This window comes from Tessaracoccus coleopterorum (genome assembly GCF_011174705.1).
GTDB lineage: Bacteria > Actinomycetota > Actinomycetes > Propionibacteriales > Propionibacteriaceae > Arachnia > Arachnia coleopterorum.
Genome location: NZ_JAANIJ010000001.1, coordinates 3,385,270 through 3,399,812, shown reverse-complemented (window position 1 = coordinate 3,399,812; position 14,543 = coordinate 3,385,270). Strand labels below are relative to the sequence as shown.

General features: G+C 69.3%; 14 protein-coding genes and 6 pseudogenes. 2 read left to right on the top strand and 18 right to left on the bottom strand.

Annotated features, from left to right (window positions below):
• Positions 1-35 precede the first annotated feature (35 nt).
• The 12 genes and pseudogenes from metK to efp all read right to left on the bottom strand — a co-directional run.
• A pseudogene (gene metK, locus G7085_RS21725) lies at positions 36-1,120 on the bottom strand (methionine adenosyltransferase); the annotation flags it as partial.
• Between the two features lie 80 nt (positions 1,121-1,200).
• Positions 1,201-1,549, bottom strand: a pseudogene (gene rpoZ / locus G7085_RS21720) (DNA-directed RNA polymerase subunit omega).
• A gap of 20 nt (positions 1,550-1,569) precedes the next feature.
• A pseudogene (gmk, locus tag G7085_RS31510) lies at positions 1,570-2,124 on the bottom strand (guanylate kinase).
• A 23-nt stretch (positions 2,125-2,147) separates the two neighbouring features.
• Positions 2,148-2,459 carry an integration host factor, actinobacterial type gene (mihF, locus tag G7085_RS21710; protein WP_197513008.1) on the bottom strand — a complete coding sequence of 104 codons (312 nt, stop codon included), beginning with the start codon at positions 2,457-2,459 and terminating at the stop codon, positions 2,148-2,150.
• 119 nt (positions 2,460-2,578) lie between these two features.
• On the bottom strand, positions 2,579-2,821 hold the full coding sequence (locus G7085_RS21705; protein WP_197512530.1) for a hypothetical protein: 243 nt from the start codon (positions 2,819-2,821) through the stop codon (positions 2,579-2,581).
• Positions 2,818-3,360, bottom strand: coding sequence for an orotidine-5'-phosphate decarboxylase (gene pyrF, locus G7085_RS21700; RefSeq protein WP_197512528.1), 543 nt, complete (start codon positions 3,358-3,360; stop codon positions 2,818-2,820). Before pyrF ends, G7085_RS21705 begins: the two co-directional genes overlap by 4 nt.
• Positions 3,323-3,862: a dihydroorotate dehydrogenase gene (locus tag G7085_RS31505; protein WP_331715873.1), complete on the bottom strand. Its 540-nt coding sequence runs from the start codon at positions 3,860-3,862 to the stop codon at positions 3,323-3,325. The genes pyrF and G7085_RS31505 overlap by 38 nt, the downstream gene beginning before the upstream one ends.
• Positions 3,819-4,328 carry a dihydroorotate dehydrogenase gene (locus tag G7085_RS31500; RefSeq protein WP_331715872.1) on the bottom strand — a complete coding sequence of 170 codons (510 nt, stop codon included), beginning with the start codon at positions 4,326-4,328 and terminating at the stop codon, positions 3,819-3,821. The genes G7085_RS31505 and G7085_RS31500 overlap by 44 nt, the downstream gene beginning before the upstream one ends.
• Before the next feature lie 69 nt (positions 4,329-4,397).
• Positions 4,398-7,701, bottom strand: a pseudogene (gene carB / locus G7085_RS21690) (carbamoyl-phosphate synthase large subunit).
• Positions 7,701-8,823, bottom strand: a pseudogene (gene carA, locus G7085_RS21685) (glutamine-hydrolyzing carbamoyl-phosphate synthase small subunit). Before carA ends, carB begins: the two co-directional pseudogenes overlap by 1 nt.
• Before the next feature lie 18 nt (positions 8,824-8,841).
• Positions 8,842-9,270 carry a transcription antitermination factor NusB gene (gene nusB / locus G7085_RS21680; protein WP_269451947.1) on the bottom strand — a complete coding sequence of 143 codons (429 nt, stop codon included), beginning with the start codon at positions 9,268-9,270 and terminating at the stop codon, positions 8,842-8,844.
• Positions 9,271-9,837 carry an elongation factor P gene (gene efp, locus G7085_RS21675; protein ID WP_197512524.1) on the bottom strand — a complete coding sequence of 189 codons (567 nt, stop codon included), beginning with the start codon at positions 9,835-9,837 and terminating at the stop codon, positions 9,271-9,273. It abuts the gene before it with no gap.
• A gap of 245 nt (positions 9,838-10,082) precedes the next feature.
• Between efp and G7085_RS21670 the strand changes: the two genes are divergently transcribed.
• A complete protein-coding gene (locus tag G7085_RS21670; RefSeq protein ID WP_197512522.1) occupies positions 10,083-10,457 on the top strand; it encodes a hypothetical protein in 375 nt (124 codons plus the stop codon).
• Between the two features lie 104 nt (positions 10,458-10,561).
• Positions 10,562-11,023, top strand: a pseudogene (locus G7085_RS33510) (histidine kinase); the annotation flags it as partial.
• A gap of 399 nt (positions 11,024-11,422) precedes the next feature.
• Here the strand turns inward: G7085_RS33510 and G7085_RS21665 are convergent.
• From G7085_RS21665 to G7085_RS35980, 6 genes are all read right to left on the bottom strand, one after another.
• Positions 11,423-12,070: a response regulator transcription factor gene (locus G7085_RS21665; protein ID WP_197513007.1), complete on the bottom strand. Its 648-nt coding sequence runs from the start codon at positions 12,068-12,070 to the stop codon at positions 11,423-11,425.
• A 326-nt stretch (positions 12,071-12,396) separates the two neighbouring features.
• Complete coding sequence (locus tag G7085_RS21660; protein WP_197512520.1) at positions 12,397-13,062, bottom strand: hypothetical protein; 666 nt, start codon at positions 13,060-13,062, stop codon at positions 12,397-12,399.
• A 117-nt stretch (positions 13,063-13,179) separates the two neighbouring features.
• Positions 13,180-13,455: a hypothetical protein gene (locus G7085_RS28510; protein WP_231979790.1), complete on the bottom strand. Its 276-nt coding sequence runs from the start codon at positions 13,453-13,455 to the stop codon at positions 13,180-13,182.
• A gap of 49 nt (positions 13,456-13,504) precedes the next feature.
• A complete protein-coding gene (locus G7085_RS21650) occupies positions 13,505-13,705 on the bottom strand; it encodes a hypothetical protein (protein WP_197512517.1) in 201 nt (66 codons plus the stop codon).
• Between the two features lie 45 nt (positions 13,706-13,750).
• Positions 13,751-13,942: a hypothetical protein gene (locus G7085_RS21645; protein ID WP_197512515.1), complete on the bottom strand. Its 192-nt coding sequence runs from the start codon at positions 13,940-13,942 to the stop codon at positions 13,751-13,753.
• A 111-nt stretch (positions 13,943-14,053) separates the two neighbouring features.
• Complete coding sequence (locus G7085_RS35980; RefSeq protein ID WP_408647157.1) at positions 14,054-14,449, bottom strand: maleylpyruvate isomerase N-terminal domain-containing protein; 396 nt, start codon at positions 14,447-14,449, stop codon at positions 14,054-14,056.
• Positions 14,450-14,543 lie beyond the last annotated feature (94 nt).

Genomic DNA, 14,543 nt, shown 5'->3' with positions numbered 1-14,543 from the left:
TCGCGGCCGAAATGGCCGTAGACCGTCACGTCGCTGTAGATGGGACGCAGCAGGTCGAGGTCGCGGATGATGGCGCCCGGCCGCAGGTCGAACGTGGCGAGCACAGCGGCGCGGATCCGGTCCTCAGGCACCACGGCGGTGCCGAACGTGTCGAGGTAGAAGCCCACCGGATGCGCCTTGCCGATGGCGTAGGCGACCTGCACCTCGCAGCGCTCCGCGAGGCCGGCCGCCACCACATTCTTGGCCACCCAACGCATCGCGTAGGCGGCCGAGCGGTCGACCTTCGACGGGTCCTTGCCGGAGAAGGCGCCGCCGCCGTGACGGGCCATGCCCCGTAGGTGTCGACGATGATCTTGCGGCCCGTGACTCCGGCGTCGCCCATGGGGCCGCCGATCACGAACTTGCCGGTGGGGTTGACCAGCACCCGCTCGGGCACGGCGAAACCGTACCGGTCCAGCACGGGGGCGATCACCTCGCGCCGGAGGTCGGCAGCGATCTGCGCCTGGCTGACGTCCTCGCCGTGCTGGGAGCTGACCACGACCGTGTCGATCCCGGAGGGGCGGCCGTCCGCGTCGTAGGCGACCGTGACCTGCGTCTTGCCGTCGGGCCGCAGGTACGACAGCGTCGCGTCCTTGCGGACCTCGGAGAGCCGCTCCGCGAGCCGGTGCGCGACGTCGATCGGCAGCGGCATGAGCGCTTCGGTCTCGTTGCAGGCGTAGCCGAACATCAGACCCTGATCGCCGGCGCCCTGGTGGCTGACGGCGTCCGCATCGGAGTCGACACGGTGCTCATAGGCGTCGTCGACGCCCTGGGCGATGTCGGGCGACTGGTTGCCGATGGCCACCGACACGCCACACGAGGCGCCGTCGAAGCCCTTGCGGGACGAGTCGTAGCCGATCGACAGGATCCGCTCGCGGACGAGGTTGGCGACGTCGACCCACCCGGTGGTGGACACCTCACCCGCAACGACCACGAGGCCGGTGGTGATGAGGGTCTCGACGGCGACCCTCGCCCGCGGGTCCTGCTCGAGGAGGCCGTCGAGGACGGCGTCGGAAATGGAATCGGCGATCTTGTCGGGGTGACCCTCGGTCACGGACTCCGACGTGAACAGGCGGCTCATGGCCAGCTCCTTAGTGCGGCGACAAGCCGCGTCGGTGATGGGTGTTGTGGGCGGCAACAAGCCGCCCCCGGGTGCGTCGGTCAGGACGCGGAGGTGTCGTCCGTTGCGAACGGGTCGACGAACGTGAACGCGGGATCGGCGGCCTCGCTGACGCGGGCGGCCTCTTCGGCCTCGGGATCAATCTGCGTGAACTGGAGGAGGCCCTCGTTCATCTCGCGGAGCGCGATCGAGAGGGCTTCTCCTCGGGGCGGCGGGCACCATGGGGCCGACGTTCTCGAGGAGACCCTCACCGAGCTGCGAATAGTAGGCGTTGATCTGGCGCGCGCGCTTGGCGGCGAACAGGACCAGACGGTACTTCGAGTCGATGCCGGCCAACAGGTTGTCGATCGGCGGATTGGTGATGCCTTCAGGCTGAGTGTTCAAGGTGATCCTTCGATAACGGGGATTGATCACAAGCCCATCAAGCTTACCAAAGTCTTGACGGTGTCTTCTATGTCGCGATTCTCGACGACGTGGTCGGCCTCCGCGATCGCCTCGAGCTCGACCTTTGCGGTGGCGAGGCGGCGGGCCTGGGTGGACTCGTCCTCGGTGCCCCTGCCCTGCAGCCGGTGGACGAGCTCGTCCCAGGAGGGCGGGGTGAGGAACACGAGGCGGGCCTCGGGAGGTTCTGCTTGACCTGGCGGGCGCCCTGGAGATCGATCTCGAGGACCACCTGGCGTCCCTGCCCGAGGGCCTCCAGGACCGGGCCGCGGGGGTGCCGTAGAAGTTGGTGCCGTGTACGACGGCCCATTCGAGGAACTCGCCCTGGCCGATGAGCCGTTGGAAGTCGTCGACCCCACGAAGTGGTAGGAATCGCCCTCCAGCTCACCGGGTCGCGCATCGCGCGTCGTCATCGAAACCGAGTAGAACAACTCGGGGTGAAGCTCCTTGAGCCGCGCGCAGACCGTTCCCTTTCCGACCGCGCTCGGCCCGGAGATCACCCACACATGGGATGTAGTCACCAGGCCGAGCTTAGGTCAAGGGGTGCTCAGTTGAACAACTCGTGCAGTCGCTCAACCTGATGACGTCCGAGGCCACGGATGCGGCGGTTGGCCGCGATCTCGAGGTTCTCCATCGTCTCCGTGGCGCGGGTCACGCCGATGCGCGGAATCGAGCGGAGCAGGTCGACCACCTTGATCCTCGACAACGTCTCATCGGCCATGGCCTTCTCGAGCGCCTGGCTGAATGTCAGCTCTCCGCTCTTGACCTGGTCCTTGAGCTCGGCGCGGGCCCTGCGGGCCTGCGTCGCGGCCTCCCGGGCTGCGCCCAGCTGCTCGCTGCTCAATTGAGGAATCGTCATTGAATGTCCCTTCAACACATGACTATTCGAAGTGGCACCGTCGGTGCCGAGTAGAATCTACCGGGTTCTGGCCGAAAGTCAGTAGCTATCCGGCAATATTCAGAGTTTACCCACCGAATTCAACAATATTGCGGCCCGTTCCTCGAGCTCACCGGCACCGTATCCGATGACGTCGCGGCTGGCGGTCGGCAGCACATGGGACAACGCGTCACCGAACACCGCCCCAGGGATTCGACGGTGCCGCCCTGCGCACCGATGCCGGGAACCAGGATCGACCCGTTGAAGCCGGACAGGTCGCAGCCGGGGTCGCTGTGCGTGGCTCCGACGACGAGCCCGACGGCGCCGTCGTGGGTCGGGTTCATGGCCCGCGCCTCGTCGACGACGTGCTGGGCGACGGTGGACTCCCCGCCCGGGCGAGCTGCACGGGTGCGCCATCCGGGTTCGAGGTGCGGGCCAGCACGTAGACCCCTGCCCTCCCGCGACCGCCGCGTCGATGGCGGGCCGGAGGGCCCGACGCCGAGGTAGGGGCTGACGGTGACGGCGTCGGCCCACAGGGGGCGCCCTCACCGAGGAAGGCGTCGGCGTAGCCCTGCATGGACGAGCCGATGTCGCCGCGTTTGACGTCGAGGATGGACAGGGCGCCAGTGGCCCTGATGTCGGCGAGGACCCGTTCGAGGACCGCGACGCCCCGCGAGCCGTAGGCCTCGAAGAACGCGGACTGCGGCTTGAACACGGCGATCCGGGGGCCGAGGGCCTCGACGATCCCGCGGGCGCAGCGCTCGAGGCCCCGGATGTCGCGCGTGAGGCCCCACGCGTCGAGCACGCCGGGCATCGGGTCGATCCCGACGCAGAGGCGGCCACGCTCAGCCGTGAGCCGGGTGAGGCGTTCCGCGTAGGTCACGGGGTGGTCCTTCCGTCGTTGATGCCCGAGATGAGGGCGGGGCCCTCGAAGATGAAGCCGGTGTAGAGCTGCAGCAGGGTGGCGCCCGCGTCGAGCATGCGCGCCCGTCTGCCGGGCTCATGATGCCGCCGACGCCCATCACGGGCAGGTCGGTGGATCCGGCGAGCCGCTCCACGAAGGCCAGAGCCCTGGCCGTCAGCGGGGCGCCGCTCAGGCCGCCCGCCTCGTCGGCCAGCCGGCGGTCGGCGTCGGCGAGGCCCGCCCGCGACAGCGTCGTGTTGGTGGCGATCAGGCCGCTCACGGCCGAGTCGTTCAGGACGGCGAGCGTCTCGGTCAGGTCGCTCCCCTCGAGGTCGGGGGCGAGCTTGACGAAGATCGGCACCGGCCGCTGCGAGAGAACGGCCGCCTCGGCGGTGAGTGCTCCGACCAGGTCGGCCAGTTCACCGGCCGCCTGCAGGCTACGCAGCCCCGGGGTGTTGGGGCTCGACACGTTGACAGCCACGTAGTCGGCCAGCGGGCCAGGAGGCGCAGCGACGTGAGGTAGTCGGCGGTGGCATCGGCGAGGGGGTGGCCTTCGTCTTGCCGATGGAAATTCCGAGCGGGATCCCGAGGGCCCCGTTGCCGCGCTCCACGCCCTTGTCGCGCAGCGTCTGCGCGAGCGCCTCGGCGCCCCGGTTGTTGAAACCCATCCGGTTGATGATGCCGCGGCTCGCGATGGCCCGGAACATGCGGGGCTTCGGGTTCCCGGGCTGGGCCTGGGCGGTGACAGTGCCGAGTTCGGCGAAGCCGAACCCGAACCGCGCCCACGCCTGGGCCGCGACGCCGTCCTTGTCGAGTCCGGCGGCGAGGCCGACCCGGTTGGGGAACCGGACCCCGCCACTGTGACGGGTCGGCCACCCGGGCCGGGCGCCCCCGGCACCCGGCTCAGCAGGGAGATGGTCTGCTCGTGCACCCGCTCCGCGTCCCACCCGCGTAGCGGAACAGGCCGGCGCGCAGGACGTGGTAACCGGAACGCAGGATCCGGGTGCCGAGCGCGCTCACCTGGCGGCCCAGTCCTGGAGCGAGCGGACCTCGATCTCGCCCTTCTGGAGCGACTCGATGCCCTGGGTGGCGGCGCCGAGCCCTGGCACCGTCGTGATGAGCGGAATGTCGGCCAGCACGGCAGCGGTGCGGATCAGGTAGCCGTCCTCGCGGGTGCTCTCGCCGGATGACGAGCCGCCCTCGGGCGTGTTGAAGATCAGGTCGATCTCGCCCGAACGGATCATCTCGACGATGCTGGGCCTCGTCTCACCCTCACCCATCTCGGAGAGCTTGAGCACCTCCTGCGCCTCGATGCCGTTGCGCCGCAGCACGGAGGCCGTGCCGCGGGTGGCCAGCACCCGGAAGCCGAGGTCGACGAGCCGCTTGATGGGCCAGATGGCGTGCCTCTTGTCACGGTCCGCGATCGACACGAAGAAGTTGCCCGAGGTGGGCAGCGGCCCACCACTGCCTGCCTGCGACTTGGCGTACGCGGTCCCGAAGTGGTCGCTGAGGCCCATCACCTCACCGGTCGAGCGCATCTCGGGGCCGAGCAGCGTGTCGACGAAGGCCCACTCGTGGTGCGGAACCGGTTGAACGGCATGACCGCCTCCTTGACGGCGACCGGCGCGCCGGGCACCGGCGTCGAGCCGTCGCCCTCGGCGCGCAGCATGCCGTCGGCGCGGAGCTCGGCGATGCTGCGGCCGAGCATCACGAGGGCGGCCGCCTTGGCCAGCGAGGTGTTGGTGGCCTTCGAGACGAACGGGACGGTGCGGGAGGCGCGCGGGTTGGCCTCGAGCACGTAGAGGGTGTCGGCGTGCAGCGCGAACTGGATGTTGAGCAGGCCGCGCACGCCCACGCCCTCGGCGATGGCAAGTGTGTCGTGCCGGATCTGTTCGATCACCGCGTCGCCGAGCGTGATGGGCGGCAGCGAGCAGGCCGAGTCGCCGGAGTGGATGCCCGCCTCCTCGATGTGCTCCATCACGCCACCGATGTACAGGTCGGTGCCGTCGTAGAGGGCGTCGACGTCGATCTCGATGGCGTCGTCGAGGAACCGGTCGATCAGGACGGGCTGGTCCTGGCTCACCTCGGTGGCCTTCGCGACGTAGGTCTCGAGCGAGTCGTCGTTGTAGACGATCTGCATGCCGCGGCCGCCGAGCACATAGCTCGGGCGCACCAGCACCGGGTAGCCGATCTCCTTGGCGATGGCCTTGGCCTTCGCGGCCGAGGACGCCATCCCGTGCTTCGGGGCCGCGAGTCCTGCGTTGGCGAGGACCCGGCCGAACGCGCCGCGCTCCTCGGCCAGGTTGATGGCCTCGGGCGAGGTGCCCACGATGGGCACGCCCGCGTCCTTCAGGGTCTGGGCGAGCTTGAGCGGGGTCTGCCCCCGAGCTGGCAGATGACGCCCGCGACGGGGCCGGCCGCGAGCTCCGCGTGGTAGATCTCCAGCACGTCCTCGGCCGTCAGCGGCTCGAAGTAGAGGCGGTCGGAGGTGTCGTAGTCGGTCGAGACCGTCTCCGGGTTGCAGTTGACCATGACCGTCTCGTACCCGGCCTCACGCAGCGCCATGGTGGCGTGGACGCAGGAGTAGTCGAACTCGATGCCCTGGCCGATGCGGTTGGGGCCGGAGCCGAGGATCAGGACGGCTTCCTTGGTGCGCCTGGGCACCTCGCTCTCCTCGTCGTAGGACGAGTAGAGGTACGGCGTCGAGGCCGCGAACTCGGCGGCGCAGGTGTCGACCGCCTTGTAGACGGGGCGGATGCCGAGGGCCCAGCGGACGCCGCGCACGACGTCGGTGCTGAGGTTGCGCAGCTTCGCGATCTGGGCGTCGGAGAGGCCGTGCCGCTTGGCGTGGCGCAGCAGTTCGGGCGTCAGGTCGGAGGCGTCGCGCACCTCGCGGGCCGCCTCGAGCATGAGGACGAGCTGGTCGAGGAACCAGGGGTCGATGGCGGTGGCCTCGAAGACCTGCTCGACGGTGGCGCCGGCGCGCAGCGCGTTCATGACCACCTGGATGCGGCCGTCGAACGGGCGCTTCATCGTCTCGAGGAGTTCCTGGAGAGACTCGGTGATCGGCTGGCCGAACTCGAAGGGTGCCTTCGGGTCCTCCATGGAGCGAAGCGCCTTGCCGAGGGCCTCGGTGAAGTTGCGGCCGATGCCCATCGCCTCGCCCACCGACTTCATGTGGGTGGTCAGGAACGGGTCGGCCGCCGGGAACTTCTCGAAGGCGAACCGGGGCACCTTGACGATGACGTAGTCGAGCGTCGGCTCGAAGCTGGCAGGCGTCTCCTTCGTGATGTCGTTGGGGATCTCGTCGAGCGTGTAGCCGACGGCCACCTTTGCGGCGATCTTGGCGATCGGGAAGCCCGTCGCCTTCGAAGCGAGAGCCGAGGAGCGCGACACGCGCGGGTTCATCTCGATCACGATCATGCGACCGTCGACGGGGTTGATTGCGAACTGGATGTTGCAGCCGCCGGTGTCGACGCCTACCGCGCGGATGATGCCGATGCCGACGTCGCGCATCCGCTGCAGCTCACGGTCGGTGAGCGTCATGGCGGGGCGACGGTGATGGAGTCGCCGGTGTGCACGCCCATGGGGTCGAAGTTCTCGATGGAGCAGATGATCACGACGTTGTCGGCCTTGTCGCGCATCACCTCCAGCTCGAACTCCTTCCAGCCGAGGATCGACTCCTCGATGAGGACCTCGGTGGTCGGCGAGGCCGACAGCCCGGCGCCCGCGATGTTGCGGAGCTCCGCCTCGTCGTGCGCGAAACCCGAGCCGACGCCCCCATGGTGAAGCTGGGGCGCACGACCACCGGGTAGCCGAGGCCGTCCGCCGCCGCCAGCACCTCGTCCATGGTGTGACAGATGGCTGAGCGGGCCACCTCTGCGACACCGCCCGCGACGTCCGTCAACCCGAGCACGATGTCCTTGAACTGCTCCCGGTCCTCACCGCGCTGGATCGCCTCGATGGAGGCACCGATCAGTTCGACCCCGTACTTCTCGAGGACGCCGCCCTCGTGCAGCTTGACCGCGGTGTTGAGCGCGGTCTGGCCGCCGAGCGTGGCGAGCACCGCATCGGGTCGCTCCTTGGCGATGACGCGCTCGACGAACTCGGGGTGATGGGCTCGACGTAGGTGGCGTCGGCGAAGTCGGGGTCGGTCATGATCGTGGCCGGGTTCGAGTTCACCAGGATGACGCGGTAGCCCTCCTCCCGGAGGACGCGGCAGGCCTGGGTGCCGGAGTAGTCGAACTCGCAGGCCTGGCCGATGACGATGGGGCCGGAGCCGATGACGAGGATCGAGGAGATGTCCGTGCGGCGGGGCATCAGGCTTCCTTTCCGGCCGACAGCACGTCGGCGAACCGGTCGAACAGGTAGTTGGCGTCGTGCGGGCCCGCGGCAGCCTCGGGTGGTACTGCACCGAGAAGGCGACCAGGCGGCCGTCGCGGCGGAGCTCGAGGCCCTCCACGACGTCGTCGTTGAGGCAGACGTGGCTGACCGTCACGTCACCGAACTCGGTGGGGATGGCGGCGTCGAGGGGGCGGCGACGGCGAAGCCGTGGTTGTGCGCGGTGATCTCGACCTTGCCGGTGGTCCGGTCGACGACCGGCTGATTGATGCCGCGGTGGCCGAACTTCAGCTTGTAGGTGTCGAGCCCGAGGGCGCGGCCGAAGAGCTGGTTACCGAAGCAGATGCCGAAGTAGGGCACCCCGGCCTCCAGCACCTGGCGCAGCACGCCGATGGGGCCGACCGCGGTGGCCGGGTCACCGGGGCCGTTGCTGAAGAAGACGCCGTCGGGGCGTACTCCATGAGCGCCTCGAAGGTGGTGTGCGCGGGTACGACATGCACCTCGAGGCCGCGGGCCGCGAGCTGGGTGGGGGTCATGGACTTGATGCCCAGGTCGACGGCCACGACCGTGGCGCGTTTCTCACCCTGTGCCGGCACCACGTAGTGGGTGTCGGTGGTGACGTCGCCCACGAGGTCGCGGCCGGCCATCAGGGCTGCGCCACGACCTTCGCGAGGAGTTCCTCAGGATTGAGCGTCTCGGTGGAGATACCCACCCGCATCACGCCGCGGTCGCGGACGTGGCGGGTGAGGGCACGGGTGTCGATGTCGCTGATCCCCACGATGCCCTGATCGGCGAGTTCGTCGTCCAACTTCCGGCGGGAGCGCCAGTTGGACGGTCGCGGCGCGGGGTCGCGGACGATGAAGCCCTGCACCCAGATGCGGCCGGACTCGCCGTCCTCGTCGTTCCACCCGGTGTTGCCGATGTGGGGGCCGTCATCAGGACGACCTGCCCCCGGTAGCTCGGGTCGGTCAGGGTCTCCTGGTAGCCGGACATGCCGGTGGAGAAGACCAGCTCTCCGAAGGTCTCACCCGCGGCGCCGTAGGAACGGCCACGAAATACGCGCCCATCCTCCAGAACCAACAGTGCAGGAAGGGAACTCATGCGTACCTCTCTAGGGCTTCAGTTCGTTGTCGGCTTGGCCGCCAAGGCCTTTGACAGCAGTCCGTTCAGGAATGCCGGGGATTCGTCCGTCGAGAGGTCACCCGCGAGGCGCACTGCCTCGGAGATGACCGCCGGCGGAGGGGTGTCGGTGTGGTCGAGCTCGAAGATCGCCATCCGCGCCAGGTTCCGGTCGACCGACGGCATGCGCTCGAGGGGCCACGCCATGCTGGTGGACTCCGCGATGCGCTGGTCGATCTCCATCAGGTGGGCGGCGACGCCGAGCACGATGTCGGTGGTCAGCTCCCGCACAGTACTACCGGAGAGGGAGCGCTGTTCGGCGAACGTCTCGCTGATGGAGTCGCCGCGCTGCTCCGCCATGAACAAGATGTCCAGGGCGGCCTTGCGCGCCTTCGTCTGCGAGCTGTAGTGGGGCCTTACCTCTGCCATCTAGCTGGAGACGCGACCCAGGTAGGAGCCGCCCTCACGGGTGTCGACCTTGATGCGCTCACCGGTGGTGATGAACAACGGGACCTGGATCTGCTTGCCCGTCTCCAGCGTGGCGGGCTTGGTGCCGCCGGTGGAGCGGTCGCCCTGCAGGCCGGGCTCGGTGTAGGTCACCTCGAGCTCGACCGAGGCCGGGAGCTCGATGAACAGCGGGTTGCCCTCGTGGGTGGCGACGATCGCATTCTGGTTCTCCAGCATGAAGTCCCTGGCGTCGCCGACGGTCTCCGCGGAGATCATGAACTGCTCGAACGAGGTGTTGTCCATGAACACGTAGTCGTCGCCGTCCATGTACAGGTACTGCATCTCGCGACGGTCGACCGTTGCGGTGTCGACCTTGGTGTCGGAGTTGAACGTCTTGTCGATGATCTTGCCGGTCAGCACGTGCTTCAGCTTCGAACGCACGACGGTGTTGCCCTTGCCCGGCTTGTGGTGCTGGAACCACAGAACCTGCCAGAGCTGACCATCGAGATCCAGAACCATGCCGTTCTTCAGATCGTTGGTTGACGCCATGTTTGGAACTCCTCGTCGCGGACTGCGGCACTCAAGCGGCCAGCGTTGCACTCTACCGCACGGGTCCCCATCGCCCAAGACGCGCGGATCCCCTGACCACATCGTGGCCAGATCCGGAAGGTAGCGCAGGTGAGGGCGACGCAGAGGATGAGGGCGATCGCCTGGGCGCTGGTGAAGGGCATGATCCCACACGCTACGGGCCGGGTCTTCCCGGGTCTGGAGCGCTGCCACCCGGATTCGTGGTGGTGCAGGCACCACCTCGGGACACGTGCCCCACCCGGGACACCACCGTCGGGGCCGGGCATGCTGGTGCCATGCCCGAGCCGACACCGAACCAGCACCGATCCGCCTCCGGTGGCATCAGCCGCCGCCTGCTGCGCGACACCAGCACGATGATCGAGTTGGGAAGGCTGCTCGGCTACGCACTGCTCGAGGTCCTCACCATGCTGCGGTGGACCTGCGCCACCCTGCTGTCGCTGCTGGGCATCGGATCGGTGGCCCGGAGCTTCACCGCCCTGGAGCGGGGCGCCGACCGCCAGCGCCGCTGGGCGTCGGAGCGTCGGGGCCGGGCGCTGACGACCACCTACGAGGCGGTCGGTCCCACGAAGGGCCCGGCCTGACCCAGCTGGGTGCCCAGCTGCAGGACCGGGCTCGGGCCCGCGACCTGGACTGGCACATCGTCAACCCGGCGGCCACCCTGCTGGGCGCCGCGCTGCCCCTGGTGATGGTCGGCACCGGGCTCTGGCTGTTCCTCGACTCCTTGTTCATTTTGGCCGACGGGTACTACTTCTACTACTACGACGCCTCCGTCACCCTCCTGGCGGCACTGGGTGGGTTGGCCCTCCTGTCCGCCGCCCCCGTGGCCGCCCGGATCGTGCAACGCATCCACGCCCGGTGGGTCGGCTTCATGCTCGCCACCGACGTGAGCGCCTCGCTCGAGCAGCGGGTGGCGACGCTGTCCGCGTCGCGGCGCACGGCGCTGGAGCTGCAGGAGGCGGAGATCCGCCGCATCGAGCGGGACCTGCACGACGGGGCGCAGGCTCGGCTCGTGACGATGGGCATGACGCTGACCCAGGCGTCGCGGCTCCTGGAGGTCGACCCTGAGGCCGCCCGCGCCATGCTGCAGGAGGCGAAGAGCGACTCGTCGGCGGCGTTGTCGGAACTGCGCTCGCTGGTGCGCGGGATCAGGCCGCCGATCCTCGCCGACCGCGGCCTCGCCGAGGCGCTGCGGTCGCTGGCCGCGGGCTCGGCGATCGACACCCGCATCGTCAGCACCCTGGGCGACCGGCTGGTGCCGACGCTCGAGACCGCTCTGTACTTCGCGGTCGCCGAGCTGCTGGCCAACGCCGTCAAATATTCGGCCGCCTCGGAGATCGTGGTGGAGCTCGGCGGCACGCCCGATACGGTGACCGCCGTCGTGACCGACAACGGCATCGGTGGGGCGGTTGAGACGCCGGACGGCGGCCTGGCAGGGCTGCGGCGCCGGCTTGATCCGTTCGACGCCACCCTCGAGTTGGCGAGCCCGGTCGGGGTCCGACGGTGGTGGCCGTCTCGGTGCCCCGCCCTGTCGGCTGAGTCTTTCCTGTCAGCGGCCGCGCAGGAACGCCAGCACCGCGAGCACCCGCCGCGCGGAGTTGGGCTCCTCGCTGAGGTCCAGCTTCGTGAAGATGGCGTTGATGTGCTTCTGGACGGCCTTCTCGGTGACCACGAGGCGCAGGGCGATGGACGCGTTCGCCTCACCCTCGGCCATCCGGGCGAGCACCTCGGTCTCCCTGGCCGTCAGCGCCGAGAGCCGGCTCGTGAGCACCTGGCGCTGCATCAGCGAGGTGATCACCTCGGGGTCGACGACGGTGCCTCCGGCCGCGACCGTACGCAGCGACGCGACGAAGCTGACATCGTCGAAGACGCGGTCCTTCAGGAGATAGCCGACCGCTCCCCCACCGTCGCCGAGCAGTTCGTCGAGGTACAGGTGCTCGACGTACTGGCTGAGCAGCACCACCGGGAACCCGGGGCGGCGCCGCCTCAGTTCGAGCGCGGCGCGGATCCCCTCGTCGGTGTTGGTCGGCGGCATCCGGATGTCCAGCAGCGCCAGGTCCGCCCCGGAGGAGGCGAGAAGATCGGGAAGACCATCGCCATCGGGTCGGCTCCCGACGATCTCGACGCCGTTGCTGCGCAACAGGTTCTCGAGCCCCTGGCGCAGCAGGAACTGGTCTTCGGCAAGGAACACGCGCATGGGTCCAGCTTGCCGCATCCCGGCCCGGCCGGACTCACGGGGCTGCGTGGCCGCCTGGGGAAGCGCCCGGGCTGCTCCCCGAGGATGCCGAGGACGGCCTGCCTGGTGGCCTCGGCGAAGGTCCGCCCGTCCGCGAGCGTCCGGCTCCGACCGAAATAGGCCTGTCCGCCGTCGTGCTTCATGGGGCCCATGTCGATGACGCTCACGCGCCCTCGCGCCTGGCCTTCCCCACGGTGAGAGCGGTGCGGTGGGCCAACGACCCGGAAATACCACCGTCCCGAGGTGCTGCAGCCGGTCACGCCCTCCGCTGAGCTGCCACACGTGGCTCATCCGGTCGAGCCCCGGGTCGTCGGAGAAGATGCCCCGATCGAGACGAGCGAGACGGGAACGCCGATACCGTGCAGGTACCAGCCCGCACCCAACGCCATCTGCGCCCCGCCCGAGAAGCCGATCAGCACGACGGGGTCTCCGCTGCCGGGCACGTAGCCGTGCCGCTGCAGAGAGTGCCAGATCTCCTGGGCCAGCCCGATGTTGATGGTGGGCCCGTAGCGCGGGTCGGACGACACCATCACCTGCGCGATGTTGCGCAGATTGATCAGGAACTGCAGAGGGTTGCCCTTCCAGGCGCGTCGGGCCCGGTCGAGGAACGACCACAGCCACACGGTCGCCCTCTGCAGGAGCCCACGGTTGTCGACCGCGTACGGGAAGACGTCGGAGACCACGACCACGTCGGTCAGGTCGTCGTCGAGGCTGTCGAGCCAGGCGAGCTCGCGGCGTGAGAGCTGGTCGCCTCCGAGCACGCCGACGCCGGAGAGGTACACGACGAATCGGTGCGAGTCCGTCTTGGCGCGCCTGTCCTCGGAAAGGGACTCGAAGGTCCGGCGCACCTCCTGCTCACCGCGGTCGGCCCACCAGCGCAACGATTCCAGCGGTGAGAGCAGCACGAACAGGAACAGGATCAGCGCCAGGATCCCGAGCGTCCACGCGATCACCGGGTCACCTCGTCGCGCAGCGTGACGGGGACGACGGGCGACCCCGCGAGGATGTCGCTGGCCGTGAGCATGGTGGGGCGGCCGGTTGCGATCGTCCAGAGGTGGAGAAGACCTGGTTCAGCGGTCGTTGCAGCAGCCGTGAGGCGAGTTGGACGAGCAACCAGCCCGTGAGGGTGAAGCCGAGCGCCCACAGGAAGCGGAGGTTGAAGGCGTAGGCGACGCCGACCACCATGACGAGATACGACCAGGCGCCGAGGACACGCCCGAACAGCATGCCGAGGTGGGGAAGGCGGTGATGAAGTTGAACACCTGCGGCGCGAGCGCGAGCAGGCCGACGACGACGAGCGGGAGCAGCGGCAGGGACGACGGAGGGCGACCGAGGCGACGCTCCACGTCACGACCATCTGGATCACGTAGAGGGCCGCCATCAGGACGGCGCCCATCAGCAGACTCGTCGCGAGCCGCCAGCCACGGATGCGGTTGAGCAGCAGCACGGCCACCTGCCCAGCATCGTCGAGGCGGCCGCCATCAGCGCGACCCCCAGCGCGGGCCAGATGTAGGTGAGTGGCTGGTCGTCGACGCGCGCGAACATGGCGGGGTCGAGGCGCAATGCTCCACCCAGCAGGCGGAAGACCTCTTCCATGCGGCACACCCTATTGCATGCGTGGCCGGTGTCCGGCCGACCCTGCTACTGGATGCCGAAGGCGATCAGTTCGTCGAAGGCCGCCAACAGCTCTGGGTCGCCCGATCGGGTGACGGCCGCGGGTCGGGACCACACCAGCAGGTCCAGCTCGTGGACGGGCCCCTCGATGGTGGCGGTCGGCCGCGCGTCCTCGGGTGCGCGACCTCCGCCGATCTGATCGGTGAAGTCGGTGCCCACGCCTCCCCGTCCACCGGTAGACGCGGGCGAGGCGGGCGGTGGAGTCGGTGGGCCGGAGCTCGACGACCCCCAGGTCGGTGCGCCGCGCCTCCGCGGGTACCCAGTTCCACATCACGTCGAGGACGTGGTCGATCCCCGCCGCCGCCACCGCCGGCGGGATCGTGGTGACGGGAAGCCCTGCGGTGAGCTCGGCGTCGACCCGGTGGATGGTGGCCTCGTGCGGCTGCATCCTAGCGGTGAAGCCGGCCGTCTGGTCGGGCGCGAACCAGCTCCAGGCGGGGCGTCGAGCGGGCCGGAGCGCAGGGCGGCGAGGAGGTCCTCGGTCGCCCGCTCGCGTCGCGCCAGCGCCTCGGCGCGCCGGGCGGGCCTGACCGGCTGCCGCTCCTCGATCGCGTGGACCTGCTCGTCCGTGGTGGCACCGGAGGCGAGTACCGCCGCCCAGAACAGCTGCACCTCCGTGAGGTGCCAGAGCAGGTCGGCCGCCGACCAGCCGGGGCAGCTCGGCACCGGGCATCCGAGGCGACCGAGGCGAGCACGTCGGCGAAGCGGCGCGACTCGCGCGCGATGACATCACCGCTGTCGAAATCCATGGTCACCACAG